At 72.6% G+C, this 16,404-nt stretch carries 12 protein-coding genes; 9 read left to right on the top strand and 3 right to left on the bottom strand.

The annotated features are described in order from the left end of the window. Positions 1-3 precede the first annotated feature (3 nt). The gene (locus AC07FK_RS04525) at positions 4-1,551 is read right to left on the bottom strand and encodes an MFS transporter (RefSeq protein WP_479102420.1); all 1,548 of its coding nucleotides are present in this window, start codon (positions 1,549-1,551) and stop codon (positions 4-6) included. A gap of 119 nt (positions 1,552-1,670) precedes the next feature. Between AC07FK_RS04525 and AC07FK_RS04520 the strand changes: the two genes are divergently transcribed. The 3 genes from AC07FK_RS04520 (at position 1,671) to AC07FK_RS04510 (ending at position 3,762) form a co-directional block, all read left to right on the top strand. After that, a complete protein-coding gene (locus tag AC07FK_RS04520) occupies positions 1,671-2,300 on the top strand; it encodes a TetR/AcrR family transcriptional regulator (protein WP_479102418.1) in 630 nt (209 codons plus the stop codon). Positions 2,301-2,361: 61 nt separating this feature from the next. Continuing rightward, positions 2,362-3,072: a ribonuclease HII gene (locus AC07FK_RS04515; RefSeq protein WP_386716747.1), complete on the top strand. Its 711-nt coding sequence runs from the start codon at positions 2,362-2,364 to the stop codon at positions 3,070-3,072. 60 nt (positions 3,073-3,132) lie between these two features. Beyond that, entirely contained in the window at positions 3,133-3,762 is a 630-nt protein-coding gene (locus AC07FK_RS04510) for a hypothetical protein (protein WP_479102417.1), read from the top strand. 124 nt (positions 3,763-3,886) lie between these two features. Here the strand turns inward: AC07FK_RS04510 and AC07FK_RS04505 are convergent, their stop codons facing one another. Both AC07FK_RS04505 and AC07FK_RS04500 read right to left on the bottom strand, forming a co-directional pair. Further along, the gene (locus AC07FK_RS04505; protein ID WP_479102416.1) at positions 3,887-4,516 is read right to left on the bottom strand and encodes a hypothetical protein; all 630 of its coding nucleotides are present in this window, start codon (positions 4,514-4,516) and stop codon (positions 3,887-3,889) included. A gap of 325 nt (positions 4,517-4,841) precedes the next feature. After that, the gene (locus AC07FK_RS04500) at positions 4,842-7,004 is read right to left on the bottom strand and encodes a RecQ family ATP-dependent DNA helicase (protein ID WP_479102414.1); all 2,163 of its coding nucleotides are present in this window, start codon (positions 7,002-7,004) and stop codon (positions 4,842-4,844) included. A gap of 111 nt (positions 7,005-7,115) precedes the next feature. Here AC07FK_RS04500 and AC07FK_RS04495 point away from each other — a divergent pair, with 111 nt between their 5' ends. The 6 genes from AC07FK_RS04495 to AC07FK_RS04470 all read left to right on the top strand — a co-directional run bounded on the left by AC07FK_RS04495 (position 7,116) and on the right by AC07FK_RS04470 (position 16,273). After that, positions 7,116-8,420, top strand: a complete 1,305-nt coding sequence (locus AC07FK_RS04495) for a DUF4192 domain-containing protein (protein WP_479102412.1) — start codon at positions 7,116-7,118, stop codon at positions 8,418-8,420. A gap of 105 nt (positions 8,421-8,525) precedes the next feature. Then, positions 8,526-10,532: a glycogen debranching N-terminal domain-containing protein gene (locus AC07FK_RS04490; RefSeq protein ID WP_479102411.1), complete on the top strand. Its 2,007-nt coding sequence runs from the start codon at positions 8,526-8,528 to the stop codon at positions 10,530-10,532. Positions 10,533-10,626: 94 nt separating this feature from the next. Further along, positions 10,627-11,391, top strand: coding sequence for an NUDIX hydrolase (locus AC07FK_RS04485; RefSeq protein WP_479102409.1), 765 nt, complete (start codon positions 10,627-10,629; stop codon positions 11,389-11,391). A gap of 163 nt (positions 11,392-11,554) precedes the next feature. After that, entirely contained in the window at positions 11,555-13,309 is a 1,755-nt protein-coding gene (locus AC07FK_RS04480) for an ATP-binding cassette domain-containing protein (RefSeq protein ID WP_479102407.1), read from the top strand. Positions 13,310-13,469: 160 nt separating this feature from the next. After that, positions 13,470-14,357 carry a FadR/GntR family transcriptional regulator gene (locus tag AC07FK_RS04475; RefSeq protein ID WP_479102405.1) on the top strand — a complete coding sequence of 296 codons (888 nt, stop codon included), beginning with the start codon at positions 13,470-13,472 and terminating at the stop codon, positions 14,355-14,357. A gap of 353 nt (positions 14,358-14,710) precedes the next feature. Further along, positions 14,711-16,273: an RNA polymerase sigma factor gene (locus AC07FK_RS04470; protein ID WP_479102404.1), complete on the top strand. Its 1,563-nt coding sequence runs from the start codon at positions 14,711-14,713 to the stop codon at positions 16,271-16,273. The last annotated feature ends 131 nt before the right edge of the window (positions 16,274-16,404 follow it).

Here is a 16,404-nt window from a genome sequence, read left to right as displayed (position 1 = left end):
TTCTCAGACCGCCCCGGGTCCCGCCGTCCCGCTCAGGGCCTCCAGGTCGCTCTTGCGCACCCGGATGACGAACAGCGCGACGACCACGGCGAGCGCCACCAGGCCGACGCCCGCCCAGAAGGCCGTCGATATGCCCTCGGCCAGGACATGGTGGCCCCACGGGGCCGGCAGTTCGTGCGTCCTGGCGAAAGCTTCATGCTGGGCCGGTGTCGCCTCCTTCAGGAACGACGGCATCTGCCGCTCGGCCTCGTCGCGGCCGGCGGTGCCGAAGACCGTCATGAGAATCGACAGTCCGAGGGAACCACCCACCATCTGTGTGGCGTTGAGCAGACTGGAGGCGGCTCCCGACTCCTGCTGCGCCACACCCGACACCGCTGTGAGGGTCGCCGTGACGAAGACCAGCCCCATGCCGAAACCGAAGAGCAGCATCGGCCCGAGCACGCCGCCCAGGTACGAACTATCCGGATCGATGGCGGTCAGCCAGGCCATGCCCGATCCGGTGAACACCGCGCCCGCGACCAGGAACGGCTTCGGCCCGAGCACCGGGAGCAGCTTGGAGGAGAGACCGGCCGCGGTCACGATCATGACCGTCACCGGCAGGAACGCCAGACCTGCGGAGATCGGGCTGTACCCCAGTACGTTCTGCACGAACAGCACGATGAAGAAGAACATGCCGAACATCGCCGCGGCGAGGCTCATCATGATCGCGTACGTGCCCGAGCGGTTGCGGTCGGCGAACATCCGCAGCGGCGTGATCGGTTCGGGCGCCCGCCGTTCGTTGAACACGAAGGCGATCAGCAGGACGACGGCCACGCCGAACGAGCCCAGCGTGACCCCGTCCCGCCATCCGTCGTCGGCGGCACGGATGAACCCGTACACCAACGACGCCATGCCCACGGTCGAGGTGAGCGCGCCCGTGATGTCGAAGCGGCCGGAGTGCCGCTCCGACTCGTTGATGAACACCGGGGACAGGACCGCGATGAGCACGCCGATCGGCAGGTTGACGTAGAAGACCCAGCGCCAGTCGAGCCACTCGGTGAGCATGCCGCCCGCCAGCAGCCCGATCGCGGCGCCGCTGGCCGAGACGGCGGCGAAGATGCCGAACGCCCGGTTGCGCTCGGGCCCTTCGCGGAACGTCGTGGTGATCAGGGCGAGCGCGGTCGGCGAGGCGATGGCGCCGCCGACGCCCTGGAGCGCCCGCGCGGCGAGCATCTGCCACGGCTCCTGTGCGATGCCGCACAACAGCGAGGCGAAGGTGAAGAGCAGGACGCCGAAGACGAAGACGCGCCTGCGGCCGAGGATGTCGCCCGCCCGTCCGCCCAGCAGCAGCAGTCCGCCGAACGTCAGGGTGTAGGCGTTGACCACCCAGGACAGGTCGGTCGTGCTGAACGAGAGAGCGGTCTGGATGTCCGGCAGCGCGATGTTCACAATCGTGCTGTCGAGTACCACCATGAGCTGGAGAGCCGCTATGACGGTGAGGGCGATCCCCGGACGCCCTTGACGGCGGGCGGCGCCCGGCCGGTGTGGTGCAGCCAACTGAGAGGTGGTCACTGTGTCCCCCCACAAGTGAATTAGTGAACGGGTGCGTTCACTGTCATGCCACGGTAGGGATTCCCCCTCAGTGAACGCAAGCGTTCACTGAGCCCTTTGTCCTCAACGGAGAGAAAAACATGGCCACTTCGCGCTGGACCGCCGCCGCTGCCAAGGTGCAGCCGGTCGCACTGCGCCGCCGCGGACCCGTGCTGGAGCGGGCGATCCTGGACTCCGCCCTGGAGCAGTTGAGCACGGTCGGCTGGAACGCGCTCACCATGGAAGGCGTCGCGGCGGGCGCGCAGACCGGCAAGGCCGCGATCTACCGGCGCTGGCCATCGAAGGAGGACCTCGTCGCGGACGCCCTGCGGGCCGCGCTGCCGGTCCTCGACGAGGCTCCGGACCGGGGCAGCATCCGCGACGATCTCTACCAGCTCTGTCGGCAGGTGCGCGGGGCGATGTTCTCCAAGCCGGGCTCCGCGCTGCGCTCGGTGATTCACGAATGCGACAGCGAGCTCGCGGAGCGGTTCCACGGAGTGATCGTCCGGCAAGTGATCGAACCGTCGAACAGGCTCTTCCGCGAGGCCGTACGTCGGGGTGTGCAGCGGGGGGACGTCCGCCCCGACGCCACGAGCGACCTGCTCTTCGATGTCGTCCCGGGGCTGATGATGTACCGCTCGAAGGTGTGCGGGAGCGAATGGCCGGACGAGGAGATCGCCGAGATGATCGACCGGATCATGGTGCCGCTGCTGCGCCCGACGGGCGGCTGAGCACCGGGGGCGGGCCCGGGGTGTCGCGGGCGGGCCCCGGCGGCGTAACCTGGCAGGCGCCATGCCGTACGAACCACCCACTCACACCGTCGAGCGCTCACTGCGCGCCACCACCGGGGCCAAGATCATCGCTGGTGTCGACGAAGTCGGGCGCGGAGCATGGGCCGGACCCGTCACCGTGTGCGCGGCCGTCACCGGCCTGCGCCGCCCGCCCGACGGGCTCACCGACTCCAAATTGATCAGCCCGAAGCGCCGTACCGAGCTGGCCGCGGTCCTGGAGAAGTGGGTCACCGCGCACGCGGTCGGGCATTCCTCGCCCGAGGAGATCGACGCGCTCGGCATGACCGCCGCGCTGCGGCTCGCCGCCGTACGCGCGCTCGAGGCGCTGCCGGTGCGGCCGGACGCGGTGATCCTCGACGGGAAGCACGACTATCTCGGGCAGCCCTGGAAGGTCCGCACGGTGATCAAGGGCGACCAGTCCTGCATCGCGGTGGCCGCCGCCTCCGTGATCGCCAAGGTGCGGCGGGACGCGATGATGGCCGAACTGGAGCACGGGTCCGAGGAGTTGGCCGCCTATGCCTTCTCGGCCAACGCGGGCTATCCCTCGCCCGTGCACAAGGCGGCGCTGGCGGAGCGGGGGCCCTCCCCGTACCACCGGCTTTCCTGGATCTACCTCGACGCGCTGCCCCAGTGGGCGCACCTCAAGAAGACCCGGATCTCGGCGGAGGCCGCCGCTCTGGAAAGCGGGGGCCAACTCGGCTTCGATTTCTGATCGCACGCATGTACCCACCCGCTGCTGCGTTCAGCGGTGACATTTGATAGACATCCACTCATGCCTCTCTCCCCCGAGGAGCCTCAGATTCACGAGAGCGCCCAGGGTCCCCGCGTCACTCCGGCCACCGGCCGTCCCGCGACGACCCCTCGTCCCGTACCCGGTCCGCGCACCGCTGCCATGCCGCGTCCCGGACGTCCCGTACCCGGTCCCGGCCCGGTCAGGCCCGCGCCCGCGGCGCAGCGGTCGCACACGCCCGGTGGCCGGTCCCCGTCCCCGCGGCAGGAGAACCGTCCCGCGCCGCAGGTCCAGCTGATCCCCGCTCCGGCGGGCGGTGCGCTCGACGCCGCCGACGAGGCGGTCGACGTACTGCTCGACGCGGGCCGTGCGCCGGGCGACATCCTGGTGCTCACCACGGGTGTGCAGCACCCGTGGGCCGCCCACGAGCTGTCCTTCGGTGAAGCGTCCTACTGGGCGCAGCACGATGCCCGTGACGACGTCTTCTACGCGAACGCCGCCGCTGTGGACCGGGCTGCCGCCCGGCCCGTGGTCGTCGTCGCGGTGAACGGCGAGGCCGGCGACGACGCCGTGAACCGCGCGCTGCCGCTGGCCAAGGCGCGCGCGGGCGCGCTGCTGATCGTGTGCGGCGACCCGCAGCGGGTCAACTCCGCGCTCGGCGCGGGCGTCTGAGCCGTACGCCTCGGCGCGACGTCGTACGGCGTTGTGCGACCGCGTAGCGGGCGCTCGTTCGGTGCGCCCGCCCTCGCGTGGCGCGTGAGGTACGGACGGGAGGCGCGGGCCCGGCGCGGCGCCGTCAGCGCGCCGCCACCCGCCGGAGTGCTTCCGCCGCCCCGCCGCCCGAGCGCGGCGGGGGCGGCCCGGCCTCGGCGGCGGCCTCCGCCAGGCCGGACGGACGTGAATCGGTGCTCGGGCGACGGCCGCCACGGCCTTCGCCCAGCACCTGCCACCCGCCGCGCGTCAGTGTGATGTACGCGCCGCAGCGCAGGCCGTGCAGGGTGCAGGCGTCCCGCAGGCCCCACATCCACGCCCCGTCCTCCTCCGTCCACCGCTCGTCGCCGTCGCGGCAGTAGAGCAGCACCGCGGTCCGCACGGGCGTGCGGCGGCGCAGGTCGTGCGGGATGACGCGGCGCAGATGCGCGAGCAGGGCGTTGCGGAACTCCCATCCGTCGGCCGGGACGGAGCGCCGGGCGAACGAGGCGCTGGCGGTGAGCCGTTCCTCGGAGTCGAGGACGGCGACGACCGCCGTGGCCGGCTGCGGGTGATGCCGTGCGTGCAGTCCGCTGACGACTTCGCGCGGATTGCGCAGCAGCGGGATACCGGCGGCAGCCCACTCGGACGGTTCGAGCGTCCGGCCGAGACGGCTGGCTGCGTCGGCCGACGCCGGGTGCAACGAGCCGGTGGACGGAGCGAATCCGAAGGTCACGGTTCTCCCTTCGCATACGCGCCCACAATGCGGGCAGGGGTGATTGGGCGCACCGCGGCACAGCCCATCCGGTCCGCGGGCGCGCCATGCGGGGAGCGTTCCAATTCTCGCTGCCCCGCGGGGTGTGCGGCAACGAGCAATTGGAGCCGCCGACTGAAATCCACTGGTATGACGTGGATATCCCTGCCCAGTCCGGCCCCTTGCGATGCCTGGCGTCCCGTCCGAACGGCGCGGACCAGGGGAAACACCGCTCTTCGCTCCGACCGGTGCACTGGCGGCGGCGCGTCCGCGGAACGAGTCGTCGGCTCCCGGGGCGGCTGCCGGGTCAGCTCTGCACGGCCAGCACGAGGGGCAGCACCCCCTGCGCACCCGCGCGTCGCAGAAGGCGCGCGGCCACCGCCAACGTCCAGCCCGTTTCCGTGAAGTCGTCCACCACGAGCACCGGGCCGGCGGTTTCGGCCAGTGCCGAAGCCAGATGCGGCGGGACGGTGAAGGCGCCCTCCAGAGCGCGCAGGCGCTGCGCGCTGTTGCTGCGGTGCGGGGAGACGGCCTCGGCCTCCGCCGTGTACTCCAGCGAGCCCAGCAGCGGCATCCTGCCGACTTCGGCGATGCGGGCGCCCAGCGTGCCGATCAGCTCCGGCCTGGTACGCGAGGCCACGGTGACCACCCCCACCGGGCGGGCGGGAGCCTCCGGATCGCCCGAGGCCCAACCACCCGGCCCCCTGGCCCAGTCGGCCAGTACGCCCACGACCGCCTGAGCCACCGCTTCCGGCACGGGACCGTCCGGGGCGCCAGGAGACAGCATCGGACGCAGCCGGTTGCCCCAGCCGATGTCCGACAGCCTGCCCAGCGCCCGCCCGGGCAAGGCCAGTTCGCCCGCGGGGATACGGCCCTTGCGGTCGATGCCGACCGCGCCGAGCCCGGTCGGCCACATCCGGCGCGGTTCCACCTCGACGCCCGCGCGGCTCAGTTCACCGCGCGCGGTGTCCAGCGCCTGCGGAGACAGCTCGGCGGTGAACCGCGGCTTCGTGCAGTTGTCGCAGCGGCCGCAGGGCGCGGCGCCCTCGTCGTCCAACTGGCGTTGCAGGAACTCCATCCGGCAGCCGGCCGTCGTGGCGTAGTCCCGCATGGCCTGCTGTTCGGCCTCCCGCTGCCGCGCCACCCAGGCGTACCGTTCGGCGTCGTACGTCCAGGGCCGGCCCGTGGCGGTCCAGCCGCCCTTGACCCGCCTGACCGCCCCGTCCACGTCGAGGACCTTCAGCATCATCTCCAGGCGGGAGCGGCGCAGTTCCACCAGGGGTTCCAGCGCCGGCAGCGACAGCGGCCTCTCCGCGCGGGCGAGCACGTCGAGGGTGCGCCGGACCAGATCCTCGGGCGGGAAGGCGACGGAGGCGAAGTACTGCCAGATCGCCTCGTCCTCCTTGCCCGGCAGCAATAGCACCTCGGCGTGGTCGACGGCGCGGCCGGCGCGGCCCACCTGCTGGTAGTAGGCGATGGGGGAGGAGGGGGAGCCGAGGTGGACGACGAATCCGAGGTCCGGCTTGTCGAAGCCCATGCCGAGGGCGGAGGTGGCGACGAGGGCCTTGACCCGGTTGGCGAGCAGGTCCTCCTCCGCCTGCTGCCGTTCGGCGTTCTCGGTCTTGCCCGTGTACGAGGCGACGGTGTGCCCGCGCTGGCGCAGGAAGGCGGTGACCTCCTCGGCAGCGGCCACGGTCAGGGTGTAGATGATCCCGGAGCCGGGCAGCTCGCCGAGGTGGTCGGCGAGCCAGGCCAGCCGGTGAGCGGCGTCGGGCAGGCGCAGGACGCCGAGGCTGAGGCTGTCCCGGTTGAGCGGCCCGCGCAGCACCAGGGCGTCCGAGCCGCCTCCCGTGCCCAGCTGCTCCGCCACATCGGCGGTGACGCGCGCGTTGGCCGTGGCCGTGGTCGCGAGAACCGGCACGTCGGGCGGCAGGTCGGCGAGCATGGTGCGCAGTCGGCGGTAGTCGGGACGGAAGTCGTGCCCCCAGTCCGAGATGCAGTGGGCCTCGTCCACCACCAGCAGTCCGGTGGCGGCGGACAGTTTGGGCAGCACCTCGTCGCGGAAGTCGGGGTTGTTCAGCCGCTCGGGGCTCACCAGCAGCACGTCGACCTCACCCGCGGCGACCTCGGCCTGGACCGTCTCCCACTCCTCGGTGTTGGAGGAGTTGATGGTCCGGGCGCGGATGCCGGCGCGGGCCGCGGCCTCGACCTGGTTGCGCATGAGCGCGAGAAGCGGCGAGACGATCACCGTGGGCCCCGCTCCGCGCTGCCGCAGCAGCGCGGTCGCGACGAAGTAGACCGCGGACTTGCCCCAGCCCGTCCGCTGGACGACCAGGGCTCTGCGCTTGTCCGCGACGAGAGCTTCAATGGCCAGCCACTGGTCCTCGCGCAGCCGGGCGCCGCCGGTGGGGTCGCCGACGAGGCGGGCGAGTACGGAATCGGCCGAGGACCTGAGGTCTGCGTTGGTCATGCCCCCATGCAACCCGATGCCTCGGACATTGCGCGAATGCGGCTTCCGGCCTGTGGATAAAGTTATCCACAGGGTTGGCGGAGTCGGCGGTGTCTGCGGGACCGTCGAGCCATGAACAAGCACCACGAACCCACAGGCCCTTCGGACGGCGACCAGATCACCCTCCGGGGCCCCGCAGAACTCGCCGACGCCCTGCCGTACCTCATGGGCTTCCATCCGACCGACAGCGTCGTGATGGTCGCGCTGCACGGAAACCGGGGCCGGTTCGGCGGGCGGCTCAGGCTGGGCATCCCCCGGTCCCCGAGGGAATGGCCGTTCGTCTCCGACCAGCTCGCCGACTGTCTGATCAGCGGCAGCGAGCGCCGCAGCGGCCGCCCCGACGGCATCGTCGTCTTCCTCTGCATGGACCCCACCGGTGAGGAGTCCGGACGCCAGGTCATGGAGCGGCTGCGCCCCTTCGCGCAGCGGCTGCGCACGGCGTGCGGCGCGCTCGACGTACCCGTGTTCGAGGCGCTGTGCATTTCGGACGGGAGGTACTGGTCCTACTGCTGCCCCGACGAGCGCTGCTGCCCGCCCGAGGGCAACGTACTGGCTCTGCCCGGCACCTCGGTGATGGCCGCCGCCGCGACCTACGCGGGGATCCACGTACGCGGATCGCTGCGGGAGATGGAGGCCAGGCTCACGCCGCGCGCGCCGGCCGACCGCGAGCAGGTACGGGCGCTGGACGCGGCAGGACTCGCTCTGGTGCCCCGCATCCTCGGCGGGGCCGAGCGCACACAGGTCGGCGCGGAGACGCTCGGGCTGGCCAGGCGGCTCATGAAGCGCCTCGACGAGAACCGGCCGGCGTCGGCGAACCGGCCTGACGCGGACGCCGGGGACGACGCCCTCATCTCCCACGACGAGGCCGCCGCCGTCATCCTCGGCCTTCAGGACCGGGAGACCAGGGACCGGGCCGCGGAGTGGATGGAGGGTCCCGACGCCGCGGCCGCACTGCGGCTCTGGCGGGCGCTCGCCCGGCGGTGCGCCGGAGCGTACGAAAGCCACGCCGCCGCCCCGCTCACACTCGCGGGGTGGGTGGCCTGGTCGACCGGTGACGAACCCGAGGCCAGGGTCGCCCTCGGCCGCGCCCTGCGGACCGACCCGGAGTACACCTTCGCTCAGCTCCTCCATCAGGCGTGCAACGAGGGCATGGACCCCGAAGCGCTGCGGCGCTGCCTGCGTGCGGAGCGCGCCGAGCGCGAACAACCCCGCCAACTCCGCCCCCGCGTGATGCGCACGCGCAAGACCACGCGTTCCGTACGTCCCCGGGCAGCCGCCGAACAGAGCGCACCGCCCGCCAGGCCGCGCCCCGGGACGGCCGCGGCGCGGGGGCGCACGCGCCGGCAGGACGAACAGCGGGGGAGGAGCGAACGATGACGGCCGTGACCCGCGTGCCGACGCGAACGTTCACACGTGTGGCGGTACCGCGAACGCCTCGCGCCCTTTCCGGTGCGACCGTCACGAGCGCAGAGGAGGCACCGTATGACCCTCACCGCCCCGTCCCCGGCCGCAGCGGGAAGAACGCTCGCCCGAGGCGGTGGGCTCCCCGGTGAGCTGCCCTCGGTCCACGCCCTGCTGATCTGCGCGGACCTGCCGGGGCTCGTGCTCTCCGCCGAGAGCGGTCAGCTCACCGGCAGCGGACTGGAGGGCTTCTACCAGTCGGGGCGCCGACTGCTCTCCCGCTGCCACCTGCGGGTCGCCGGACGCGAACCGGTCGCCGTCCAGGGCCGGCTGCTCTCGGCCGCCCGCGCCCGTTTCGTCGGCGTCGTGCGGACGCCGGGCGGCGCGGGACCGGACCCCGAGGTCCTCGTGGAGCGGCTGCGGGACGCCGACGGCACGGAGCGGATCGTCCTGCGCAGCTCGGCATCCCGCCCTGTGCGGGTGCGGGTGGAGATCGGACTCGGCACCGATCTGGCCGACCTCGGCGCCGTCGCGGCCGGCCGGCCGGGGCGCGAGCTGCCCGCCAGTGTCCACGCGTCGGGGCTGCGCTGGTCGGCGGCGGGAGCCGAGTCGGTCGTCACCGCCGATCCGCCGCCCCAGGACGCGATCGCCTCCGCCGGCCTGCTGCGCTGGGAGATCGAGCTGCAGCCCGGCGCCTCGCGCACCCTCACTCTGCGGATCCGTGCCGACCGGCGTGCCCGGCCGCCGGCGCGGACCGGGACGGATCCGTTCTCCGATGCGACGGCGGAAGGAGACGATCCGCGGGTGCGGGAGCTGCTGCGCACCAGCCTCGACGATCTGCGGGCCCTGCTGATGCGCGACTCCCGCAACCCGGCGGACACGTATCTGGCGGCGGGAGTGCCCTGGCGGTGCGGGCTCGCGCCGGCCGAGGCGCTGTGGGCGGCGCGCATGGCACTGCCGCTCGGCACCCGGCTCGCCGCGTCGACGCTGCGTACTCTCGCCCGCACGCAGATGACGGGCCCTGGGCCCGAACAGGGCAGGCTCCCCGGCCCCCTCAGGGACGCCGGACCGCATCTCCCGCCCAGCTGCACGGGCGTGGAGGCGACGCTGGCCTTCCCCGTCGTGCTCGCGGAGGCGCGGCGGTGGGGGCTGGCGGAGCAGGACCTGGACGAGCTGCTTCCGGCCGCCGAACGCTGTCTGCTCTGGCTGCGCAGAGCCGCGGACGACGACGGCTGCCTGCCGGAACCGTGGCCCGGCGGGCCACGGTGTGGTGAGACCCAGGCGCACGCCCACCGCGCGGCCGTGCTCGGCGCCGACCTGCTGGCCGAGTGCGGCAGGCCGGGCGCCGAGGGGTGGCGCGAGTGGGCGGCCACGGTGCGCCGTACGTTCCGGGAGCGCTTCTGGATCGACGACCGCGCGGGCGGTCGGCCGGCGGCGGCCCGCACCGCCGATGGCCGGCTCGTCCCGCACCTCGGCGGCGCGACCGCGCACCTCCTGGACACCGGTCTGCTCGGCGGGGGCAGACAGGCCCCGGGCCTGCTGGACAAGGTGCAGACCGAGCAGGTGGCGAGGCTGCTCGGCGGCCCGGCCATGGACTCGGGCTGGGGACTGCGCAGTCTCGGCTCCAGGGAGCTCGGCCACAACCCCTTCGGCCACCGCGGCGGAGCGGTGCGCGTCCACGAAACGGCTGTCGCCGTCGCGGGACTGGCGGCGGCCGGGTACGAACGCGAGGCGACCGCGCTGCTGCGCGGGCTGCTCGACGCGGCCGGAGCGTTCGGCAACCGGCTGCCGGAGATGTACGCCGGCGAGCAGCGCACCGCCGGCAGCCTTCCCGTGCCGCACCCGGCCGCCTGCCGGCCGGCGGCCGTGGCCGCCGCGGCCGGGGTGCACCTGCTCACCGCCCTCGCGGGCATCCGTCCCGACGCCCCGGCGGGCACGGTCGCGCTCTTCCCGATGCGCGGCGCACCGATCGGCGCCGTGCAGTTCTCGGGCCTGCGGGTGGCGGGGGAGCCCTTCGGCGTACGGATCAGCAGGCTCGGCCTCGGCATGATCGAGGAAGCCGCCGACGCCCTCCAGTTGGGGGGCTGAGGCGTGGGCGGCGACGAGGGCCGAAGCTGCCGTTCCGCGGAGCGGCTCCACGAAGAGGACTGTTTATCGTCAGGAAGACGACTATGATCACGGCATGTCGCCCTACGACCCATCGGCCTTTCCTCCCTTCGCCGTCACCGTGGATCTGGTCGTACTCACCGTGCGCCGGCACGCGCTCTGCGCGCTGGTCGTACGTCGCGGCGAGCAGCCCTACCAGGGCCGCTGGGCGCTGCCCGGGGGGTTCGTGCGGTCGGAGGAGGATCTCGGGGCGGCCGCGGCACGCGAACTCGCCGAGGAGACGGGTCTGTGCGCCCACGACCCGGGCTCCCCGTCGATCGGCAACGGGGCCCATCTCGAACAGCTCGCCACGTACGGAGACCCGAAACGGGACCCGCGCATGCGCGTGGTGAGCGTGGCCTACCTGGTGCTCGCGCCGGACCTTCCCGCCCCGCGGGCGGGCGGCGACGCGCACAGCGCGCGCTGGGCGCCGGTGGAGGCACTGCTCGGCCAGGAGGACGAGTACACCCGCGACGAAGAGCCTCCGGCTCCGCTCGCCTTCGACCATGCCCAGATCCTCGCGGACGGAGTGGAGCGCGCCCGCTCCAAGATCGAGTACTCGTCGCTCGCGACCGCTTTCTGCCCCCCGGAGTTCACTGTCGGTGAGCTGCGACGGGTGTACGAAGCCGTCTGGGGCGTCGCTCTCGACCCTCGCAACTTCCACCGCAAAGTCACCGGCACCCCGGGGTTCCTCGTCCCGTCGGGCGGAACCACCACCCGGCAGGGCGGCAGGCCGGCGCAATTGTTCCGGGCGGGCGGGGCGACGCTCCTCAACCCCCCGATGCTGCGCCCCGAGGTGTGACGCCGCAGGGCCGAACGGGGGTCGGCGCGGACCGGGGAGCCGGCCCCGCCTGAGACCTCTCACGCCAACGCGCCCCGCGTTGCACAAAAAGTCCGATATGTCGAGTTATCGTGCTGGGGTACCGCCCAGCCGCCGAGCGGTCTCCCCTTCCGCGAGAGAAGCGATGCTCCAGGCCATCGGACTCACCAGTGCCCCCCGCCGTGAACTCCCGCCCGCCGTCGACGACCTGACGTTCGAGGCGCGGCCGGGACGCGTCACGGCCCTCCTCGGCGCCGCCGGGTCCGGCAAGACCACGGCGCTCAGGCTGATGCTCGACCTGACCCCCGGTCGCGGCGTCACGTACTTCCGCGGCCGTCCCCTGTACCGGATCGCCCACCCCGTCCGCGAGGTCGGCGTCCTCCTGGGCGATGTTCCGGGCCACCCGGCCCGTACTGTCCGAGGCCAGCTCCGCATGCTCTGCGCCGCGGCCGGCGTGCCCGCCTCCCGCGCGAACGACATGCTCGACCTCGTCGGCCTGGCCGCCCTCGCCGACGAGCGCCTGAGCATGCTCTCGCTCGGCATGGACCGCCGACTCGGCCTCGCCTCCGCCTTGTTGGGAGACCCGCACACACTCCTCCTCGACCAGCCCGCCGCGGGCCTGTCGCCGCGCGAGCACAGCTGGCTGTTCGGACTGCTGCGCGGCCACGCCGCCCAGGGCGGAACGGTGCTGTACACGACGAGCGACCCCCGGGAGGCCGCCCGTACCGCCGACCGGGTCGTCACCATCGACAGCGGCCGGCTCGTCGCGGACCAGGACGCCGCCGAGTTCGCCAGAACCAGGCTGCGCCCGCGCGTCGTGGTCAGCACGCCGCACGCCGCCCGTCTCGGCGCCCTCGTCACCCGCGAGGCCCGCGCCGCCCGTCGTTCCGTCGAAGTCGTCACCGAGGGCGGCACCCGCCTGTCCGTGTACGGCAGCGACTGCGCCCGGATCGGGGAGACCGCCTTCCGGCACGGCATCCCGGTCCACCGGCTCGCCGACGAGACCCGCGACACCGGACCGCCGCCCGCCGCGGAGCGGCAACCCGCCCCCGCCGGCCCCCGGAGCACGGGAGGCGCCGCCACCGGGGCGCGCGCGACGGCCCCGCCGCTCCTGCCCTCGCGCCCGGCCCGCAGTCCGCTGCGCCCGCTGCGCTACGAGCTGCACCGCCTCTTCGGCACCCGGACGAGCCTCCTGGTCGTCGCCGCCGCCCTGGCCGCCTCCGTGACGGTCTCCGTACTGCTGGCCCGCGTCGGCAGCGCCCCGCTGTCCGCCCTGCTCGCCGCCTGGCCGGACATCCTGCCCCTGCCGCCCGCCGCGCTGGGCGCGGGCCTGCTCGGCGCCATGGCCTTCGGCGAGGAGTTCCGCTATCCCGCCCTGGCCGCCGCGCGGGGCACGGTTCCCCGCCGCGTCGGACTGCTCCTCGCGAAACTGACCGTCTCCGCCGCCATGGCACTGCTGCTCGCGCTGCTCGCCGTCGTGGCCGACGCACAGGCCCTGCGGCTGGTGTACGGCGAAGACTTGCTGCGCGTACCGGACAAATGGGCCGCCATGGCCGTCAGTTGGTCCGGCCTGACCGTCGGCTGCGCGTGGGCCGGGCTGCTGGGTGCGGCCGTCTTCCGGGCCACGGCCGCCGGAGTGGCCGCGGTGCTCGCCGTACCGGTCCTGGTGGCGCCGGTCGCCCAGCGGATGGTCGTGGGGCCGTCCCTGCGTTCGGTGGCCGGACTGCCGGGCAGGCTGCGGGAGGTGGCCTGGCTGCGCTGGCCGTACGAGCTCGACGGGTGGGCGGTGGCCGCGATGAAGGCTGCGGCACAACCGGTGGGAGTGGCCCTCACGTTGTCGCTGTGCGCCCTGCTTTGCGCGTATCTGTTCACTGGCTTTCGCCGCAGAACCCATTGGTGACCGACTCGCGCGGTCAAGTCTGACGCTCGGTCACAACTTCCCTGGGTACGTCCGTTTCTTTCCGATAAGTCGTCAATTGCGGGGCGGGCGGCGATCACCCTTTCGTGTGCTTTTCACCAAAGACCTCAAGGGTCGTGGAAGTCCCGCCGACAAAGGATCCGTGAGTACCCTTGCGCACACCATGATGACCGCCTCCCGCTCCGCCGATTCCGGCCTCGCCGGGCCGGGTGAACTCGATCGCTACCCCTACGCGGAGGTGCCGGGCGCCGACCGCGTCGGCGTGCCCTCCTGGGAAGGGGCCGACACGGACCTGGGCCGGATGGGCCGCCGCTCGGCGGGCAGCCGGGGCCGCGGGCTCCACGGCCAACTCGTCCAGCAGCTCGGGCAGATGATCGTCTCCGGCGATCTCGGCGCCGACCGTCCGCTCGTCCCCGAGGAGATCGGCCAGCGCTTCGAGGTCTCCCGCACCGTCGTCCGCGAATCCCTGCGGGTGCTCGAGGCCAAGGGCCTCGTCAGTGCCCGCCCCAACGTCGGCACCCGGGTCCGTCCGGTCAGTGACTGGAACCTGCTGGACCCCGACATCATCGAGTGGCGGGCGTTCGGTCCGCAGCGCGACGACCAGCGTCGCGAACTGGGTGAACTGCGGTGGATGATCGAGCCGCTCGCCGCCCGGCTCGCGGCCGGCCACGGACGCGAGGACCTCCAGCAGCGGCTCGGCGACATGGTCGAGATCATGGGCCACGCCCTCACGCAGGGCGATTCCCTGACGTTCTCCCGCGCCGACGCCGAGTTCCACTCCCTGCTCATCCAGCTCGCCGGCAACCGCATGCTGGAGCACCTCTCCGGTATCGTCTCCGCCGCCCTCCAGGTGTCCGGCGGCCCCGTCACCGGCTGTGACCGCCCCACCGAGGCCGCGCTCGTCCATCACTCCCGCACCGTAGACGCGCTCGCCGCGGGCGACGCTCCGGCGGCCGAGGCCGCCATGCGCCAACTGCTCACCGTCCACCCGGAAGTGGAGCGTGTGGTGCCGGCGCCGCGCGAGCACTGACCGCGGACCACGGCCAGGGTGTGCGCCATGCGGCCCGGCTGCGCTGACGAACCTCGTGTCGCCGGATCCCCTGGGGTCCGGCGACACGATTGTGGGCCCATGTCCCTTCTGTTCTTCCGATTTCGTACGGGGTGTGACTCGGGCCACGAAGATTGGGCGTAACACTCCGCGGAACTGTGCGATGACCTAAGAGGTGACAGCCGAAGAGGGAATACAGCCGTCGAAACCGGCGCTGTAACCAGTCCGAGGTTCAACCTGCGCCGTCGGTACATCCCCAGCCGATGTCGTCGGCCGTGGCCCGCACTCAGGGCGAGGCGGCCGGAAGCCGTTCCCATCGTTCCGAGAGGTTGTTCGTGTCGGCCAGCACATCCCGTACGCTCCCGCCGGAGATCGCCGAGTCCGAGTCTGTGATGGCGCTCATCGAGCGGGGGAAGGCTGATGGGCAGATCGCGGGCGATGACGTGCGCCAGGCATTCTTGGCCGACCAGATTCCGGCGGCCCAGTGGAAGAACGTTCTGCGCAGCCTGAACCAGATCCTCGAGGAAGAGGGTGTGACGCTGATGGTCACCGCCGCGGAGTCGCCCAAGCGCCCCCGCAAGAGCGTCGCGGCGAAGAGCCCGGCCAAGCGCACCGCGACCAAGTCCGTCGCGGCCGCCTCGGCCCAGCCGGCCCCCGCCCAGACCGTCGCGGCGGCCTCCGCTCCGGCGGCGGAGACCGTGGACGCCGTGGCCGACGACGACGATGCCGCGCCGGAGCCGGTGAAGAAGGCCGCCGCGAAGAAGACGGCTGCCAAGAAGACCGTCGCGAAGAAGACCGCGGCCAAGAAGACGGCCGCCAAGAAGACCTCCGCCAAGAAGGACGCCGGCGAGGCCGACGGCGAGGACTCCGCCGAGGAGACCCCGCTCAAGGCGGGAGCCGACGAGGAGGAAGAGGGCGGGGAGAAGGGGTTCGTTCTCTCCGACGAGGACGAGGACGACGCGCCCGCGCAGCAGGTCGCCGTCGCCGGCGCCACCGCAGACCCGGTCAAGGACTACCTCAAGCAGATCGGCAAGGTCCCCCTCCTCAACGCCGAGCAGGAGGTGGAGCTCGCCAAGCGCATCGAGGCCGGCCTCTTCGCCGAGGACAAGCTGGCCAACAGCGACAAGCTCGCGCCGAAGCTCAAGCGCGAGCTGGAGATCATCGCCGAGGACGGCCGCCGCGCCAAGAACCACCTGCTGGAGGCCAACCTCCGCCTGGTCGTCTCGCTGGCCAAGCGCTACACCGGCCGCGGCATGCTCTTCCTGGACCTGATCCAGGAGGGCAACCTGGGTCTGATCCGCGCGGTCGAGAAGTTCGACTACACCAAGGGCTACAAGTTCTCGACGTACGCCACCTGGTGGATCCGTCAGGCGATCACCCGCGCGATGGCCGACCAGGCCCGCACCATCCGTATCCCGGTGCACATGGTCGAGGTCATCAACAAGCTGGCCCGCGTCCAGCGCCAGATGCTCCAGGACCTGGGCCGCGAGCCCACCCCGGAGGAGCTGGCCAAGGAACTCGACATGACCCCCGAGAAGGTCATCGAGGTCCAGAAGTACGGCCGCGAGCCCATCTCCCTGCACACCCCGCTCGGCGAGGACGGCGACAGCGAGTTCGGCGACCTCATCGAGGACTCCGAGGCGGTCGTCCCGGCCGACGCCGTCTCCTTCACCCTGCTCCAGGAGCAGCTGCACTCGGTCCTCGACACCCTCTCCGAGCGCGAGGCCGGTGTCGTGTCCATGCGGTTCGGGCTCACCGACGGCCAGCCGAAGACGCTGGACGAGATCGGCAAGGTCTACGGCGTGACGCGTGAGCGCATCCGTCAGATCGAGTCGAAGACGATGTCCAAGCTGCGTCACCCGTCGCGCTCCCAGGTGCTGCGCGACTACCTCGACTAGACCGTTTCCCGATCGGGGCATACCTGGTCGTGCACCGCTCGGGCCGGGGCCCGGGGTCCCTCGCACGGGGCCCCGGGCCCCGGCTTTTCGCGGGTGCGGCGCGCAGGCGTCCGGCCGAGGCTGGTGGTGCC

The organism is Streptomyces sp. NPDC046122, from assembly GCF_056429965.1.
This window is presented reverse-complemented; position numbering and strand designations above follow the sequence as displayed.

Excerpts from the sequence above, each read along its gene's own strand:
- AC07FK_RS04515 (WP_386716747.1), top strand. The coding sequence starts at position 2,362 with ATGCCGTACGAACCACCCACTCACACCGTCGAGCGCTCACTGCGCGCC.
- AC07FK_RS04485 (WP_479102409.1), top strand. The coding sequence starts at position 10,627 with ATGTCGCCCTACGACCCATCGGCCTTTCCTCCCTTCGCCGTCACCGTG.
- AC07FK_RS04520 (WP_479102418.1), top strand. The coding sequence starts at position 1,671 with ATGGCCACTTCGCGCTGGACCGCCGCCGCTGCCAAGGTGCAGCCGGTC.
- AC07FK_RS04495 (WP_479102412.1), top strand. The coding sequence starts at position 7,116 with ATGAACAAGCACCACGAACCCACAGGCCCTTCGGACGGCGACCAGATC.
- AC07FK_RS04500 (WP_479102414.1), bottom strand. The coding sequence starts at position 7,004 with ATGACCAACGCAGACCTCAGGTCCTCGGCCGATTCCGTACTCGCCCGC.
- AC07FK_RS04510 (WP_479102417.1), top strand. The coding sequence starts at position 3,133 with ATGCCTCTCTCCCCCGAGGAGCCTCAGATTCACGAGAGCGCCCAGGGT.
- AC07FK_RS04480 (WP_479102407.1), top strand. The coding sequence starts at position 11,555 with ATGCTCCAGGCCATCGGACTCACCAGTGCCCCCCGCCGTGAACTCCCG.
- AC07FK_RS04490 (WP_479102411.1), top strand. The coding sequence starts at position 8,526 with ATGACCCTCACCGCCCCGTCCCCGGCCGCAGCGGGAAGAACGCTCGCC.